4 protein-coding genes are annotated in these 4,722 nt (G+C 40.4%); all 4 read left to right on the forward strand.

Annotated elements, in window-relative coordinates:
• Positions 1 to 141 precede the first annotated feature (141 nt).
• Genes ACMJ0U_RS00040 through ACMJ0U_RS00055 form a run of 4 tightly spaced genes read left to right on the forward strand, consistent with a single transcriptional unit; the run spans position 142 to position 4,590 of the window.
• Positions 142 to 2,109 carry a dipeptidyl-peptidase 3 family protein gene (locus tag ACMJ0U_RS00040; protein WP_417127351.1) on the forward strand — a complete coding sequence of 656 codons (1,968 nt, stop codon included), beginning with the start codon at positions 142 to 144 and terminating at the stop codon, positions 2,107 to 2,109.
• A gap of 2 nt (positions 2,110 to 2,111) precedes the next feature.
• Entirely contained in the window at positions 2,112 to 2,780 is a 669-nt protein-coding gene (locus ACMJ0U_RS00045; protein ID WP_417127352.1) for a DNA alkylation repair protein, read from the forward strand.
• 53 nt (positions 2,781 to 2,833) lie between these two features.
• A complete protein-coding gene (locus tag ACMJ0U_RS00050; RefSeq protein WP_007561986.1) occupies positions 2,834 to 3,292 on the forward strand; it encodes a Fur family transcriptional regulator in 459 nt (152 codons plus the stop codon).
• Between the two features lie 29 nt (positions 3,293 to 3,321).
• The gene (locus ACMJ0U_RS00055) at positions 3,322 to 4,590 is read left to right on the forward strand and encodes an adenylosuccinate synthase (RefSeq protein WP_417127353.1); all 1,269 of its coding nucleotides are present in this window, start codon (positions 3,322 to 3,324) and stop codon (positions 4,588 to 4,590) included.
• Positions 4,591 to 4,722 lie beyond the last annotated feature (132 nt).

Consider the following 4,722-nt stretch of genomic DNA (forward strand, 5'->3'; position numbering starts at 1 on the left):
ATAAAAAGTTGCCTTTTTATCGTGCTTTTGTACGAATGTAAAGTTTTTTGATAAAGTTTTCAGGGCTATTGTTGTGAAATCGAAAAACTTCTACGACTTTTGTATAATAATGTTGTAATAACGTTTAAATAAAGAGTTAAAATGAGTACATTAGAAAGTTTTAATTATATAGTGGAACAGTTTGCTGATTTACAGCTGTTGCGTTATCATGTAGACGGTTTTGAAAAGTTGTCTTTGAGACAGAAACAGTTGATTTATTATCTCTCACAGGCAGCCTTGGAAGGAAGAGACATTCTTTTTGACCAGAACGGAAAGTATAATTTGCAGATCCGAAAATTGTTGGAGGCGGTTTATGTTTCATATGCTGGTGACCGTAGTAATCCGGAATTTAAGGGGATGGAAGTTTATTTGAAGCGTGTTTGGTTTTCCAGTGGCATATATCACCATTATGCATGCGATAAATTTGTACCTGCTTTTTCACCGGAGTTTTTGCATGAGTGTATAGAGAATGTGGATGTAGCTTGTCTTCCATTGAAAGATGGCGAATCAGTTCAGGATATGTGTGACAAATTGTTTCCTGTGATATTTAATCCTAAAGTTATGCCTAAACGTGTTAACCAGGCAGATGGAGAGGATTTAGTGATGACTTCTGCTGCTAACTATTATGAAGGGGTAACTCAGAGTGAAGCTGAGAATTTCTATACAATCCAGAAAATGGCAAGTGGTCCACATCCGGTTATGTATGGAATGAATAGTCGCCTGGTAAAAAAAGAAGGAGTCCTGCAAGAAGAAGTCTGGAAACTGGACGGAATGTATGGAGAAGCGATTGAAAAAATTATTTTCTGGTTGGAAAAAGCGGAAGCTGTGGCTGAAAATGAGGCACAGCGTGAAGTCATCCGTCTGTTGATAGACTTTTATCGTACAGGCGATTTGAAAACGTTTGATACTTACTCCATTGCCTGGTTGGAAGATACAGAGTCTAAAGTTGATTTTGTCAATGGCTTTATTGAAAGTTATGGTGACCCGTTAGGAATGAAAGCAAGTTGGGAATCAATTGTGAACTTTAAAGATGAAGAAGCTACTCGCCGTACGGAAGTTATCAGTCTGCATGCGCAATGGTTTGAAGATCACTCTCCAGTATCTCCTGTATTTAAAAAGGGAGTAGTACGTGGCGTTTCAGCCAAAGTGATTACAGCTGCCATGTTAGGAGGAGATTTGTATCCGAGTTCGGCAATTGGAATTAACCTGCCTAATTCAAACTGGATCCGCAGTTTGCATGGTTCAAAATCAGTGACTATCGGAAATTTGACAGATGCTTATAATAAGGCAGCTAAAGGTAGTGGCTTCCGTGAAGAATTTGTGTACAGCCAGGAAGAAAAAGATTTGCTGGAAAAATATGCTGACATTACGGGCGACCTTCATACGGACTTGCATGAGTGTGTAGGACATGGATCAGGAAAACTGCTTCCAGGAGTTGACCCGGATGCCTTGAAAGCGTATGGCTCTACGATAGAAGAGGCACGAGCAGATTTGTTTGGCTTGTATTATTTGCCTGATGAAAAGCTGGTGGAACTGGGATTAACTCCTGATGAGGAAGCGTACAAGGCTGAATATTACGCTTATATGATGAACGGACTTCTTACGCAGATGGTACGTGTTGAACCGGGCTGTGACCTAGAAGAGGCTCATATGCGTAACCGTCAGTTGATTGCTCGCTGGGCACTGGAGAATGGTAAATCAATGAATATTGTGGAACTCGTGAAACAAGGAGGTAAGACTTATGTGAAAATAAACGATTATCTCCAACTTCGCGGACTTTTTGCCGTATTGTTAAGTGAAATCCAACGTATAAAGAGCGAAGGTGATTATGAAGCAGCCCGTGCTCTTGTGGAAAAGTATGCGGTGAAACTGGATATTACGCTTCATGAAGAAATATTGGCTCGTTACCGTTCTCTTCATCTGGCACCTTATAAAGGATTTGTCAATCCGGAATATCGTCCTCAATATGATGCCGAGGGACGTATTGTGGATGTAAAACTTGATTATACCGAAGGCTATACCGAGCAGATGCTTCGTTATGGTCGTGATTATTCTAACTTGACTATTTGATTATGGCAGAAATACAGGATACAATCAGGGAAATAAAGTCGAAATTCCGCTTGTTTATGAATGGAATGGTTTCCCAAAGTATGCGTGAAAAAGGTATTGATTATAGACTGAACTTTGGCATTGAATATCCCCGTATTAAAGAAATTGCGGCGGATTATCCGTGTAGCCATGAACTGGCTCAGGCTTTGTGGAAAGAAAACATCCGCGAATGCAAGATTATGGCTGGATTGCTGCAGCCCGAAGAGGGGTTTTGCCGGGAAATTGCCGAAATATGGATAGAAGGCATGCGTTATCCGGAATTGGCGGAATATACGGTAATGAATCTGTTCCAACGCTTGCCATATGCTTCGGAAGTGGTTTTCCCATGGATAGCTGATGAACGGGAATATTTCCAATTGTGCGGGTATCTGTTAATGACTCGTTTGCTGATGAAGGGATGGACGCTGAATGAAAGGGCGGAAGCTGAGTTTCTGGACCAGGCTTTTACCGTGTTGGAAGGAGGAACCGAAATGCGCAATGTGGCAGCTAGGGCTTTATGTAAGTTTGCCTTACAATCAAAAAACAATTCCCGTATAGTGCTTCGTATGCTGGGGAATTTGTTGAAATCTTCTAAATCTGAAGTCAAAATGATGGCCGAAGAAATAAAAAATGAGATAGAATATGGCTTGTAATCTTTCTAAATTACTCAAAAAAATATAACTTTGACCGCTGAACGATTATTGGGATGGAAGAGAATATAAAAGATACAGTGAAACAAATTCTTACAGAGTATTTGCAGAAGAACGGACATCGAAAGACGCCTGAACGGTATGCTATACTTGATACTATCTATTCCATTAAAGGACATTTTGATGTTGATGAGTTGTACAGCTATATGGCGGAGAAGGAAAAGTTCCGGGTCAGCCGGGCTACTCTGTACAATACCATTATTCTGCTTATTGATGCAGGACTGGTCATCAAGCATCAGTTTGGCAATACTTCTCAGTATGAACGGTCGTATAATAATGAGACTCACCATCACATGATTTGTACCTGTTGCGGAAAAGTTTCGGAGTTTGAAGATGATAATCTGAAACAGGCCATTGCGCAGACAAAGTTAAAGGGATTTTATGCTTCACATTATTCTCTTTATATTTATGGTTTGTGTAGTAAATGTATGGCGGCTAAGCGGAAAAAGAAATAGTATAAGGAATATATAAAACATAAAGAATCATGAAAGTAGATGTTTTGTTAGGTTTACAGTGGGGCGACGAAGGAAAAGGTAAAGTCGTCGATGTCTTGACTCCTCGTTACGATGTGGTTGCCCGTTTCCAAGGCGGCCCGAACGCCGGACATACACTTGAATTTGAAGGTCAGAAATATGTACTTCGTTCTATTCCTTCTGGAATATTTCAGGGTGATAAAGTGAATATCATTGGTAATGGAGTGGTGCTTGATCCTTCTTTGTTTAAGGCAGAAGCAGAAGCGTTGGAAGCAAGCGGACATCCGTTGAAAGAACGTTTGCACATTTCTAAGAAAGCCCATCTGATTCTTCCTACTCATCGTATTCTGGATGCGGCGTACGAAGCTGCCAAGGGAGACTCGAAAGTAGGAACTACCGGAAAGGGTATTGGCCCGACTTATACGGACAAGGTGAGCCGTAATGGATTGCGTGTAGGCGATATTCTGCATAATTTTGATAAAAAATATGCAGCTGCCAAAGCTCGTCATGAAGCTATCTTGAAGAGTCTTAACTATGAGTATGACATTACCGAACTGGAAAAACAATGGATGGAAGGTATTGAATACCTTCGTCAGTTCCATCTGGTGGACAGCGAACATGAAATCAATCGTTTGCTAAATGAAGGTAAGTCAGTACTTTGTGAAGGTGCTCAGGGAACTATGCTTGATGTGGACTTCGGTTCATATCCTTTTGTGACTTCATCTAACACCATTTGTGCAGGTGCATGCACAGGGTTGGGGTTAGGTCCTAACAAAATTGGTGAGGTGTATGGTATTATGAAAGCTTATTGTACACGTGTAGGTTCAGGTCCGTTCCCTACAGAACTTTTTGATGAAACCGGTAAGACTATTCGTGATTTAGGTCATGAATATGGAGCTGTAACAGGACGTGAACGCCGTTGTGGTTGGGTTGACTTGGTTGCTTTGCGTTATGCGATTATGGTCAATGGAGTAACTCAGTTGATTCTGATGAAGAGTGATGTGCTGGATGGATTTGATACAATCAAGGCTTGTGTAGCATACAATGTAAATGGAGAAGAAATTGATTATTTCCCATATGATATTACAGAAGGGGTAGAACCTGTATATGCGGAACTTCCAGGCTGGAAAACAGATATGACGAAGATGACGAGTGAAGATGAATTCCCGGAAGAATTCAATGCATATATCACATTCCTGGAAGAACAATTGGGTACTCCGATAAAGATTGTGTCTGTAGGTCCTGATCGTGCACAGACAATTGAACGTTATATCGACTAAATTTTTGTTGACATAATATGTTGAAAGCCGTCCTTTGGGCGGCTTTTTTATTTTCATCTTGTTAAATTCTGATTTGACAATTTTTCCATACTATTCTTATTGAGTTAATCATTCTGTCTGTTTTTTATACAT

It is taken from the genome of Phocaeicola sp., from assembly GCF_048170425.1.
GTDB lineage: Bacteria > Bacteroidota > Bacteroidia > Bacteroidales > Bacteroidaceae > Phocaeicola.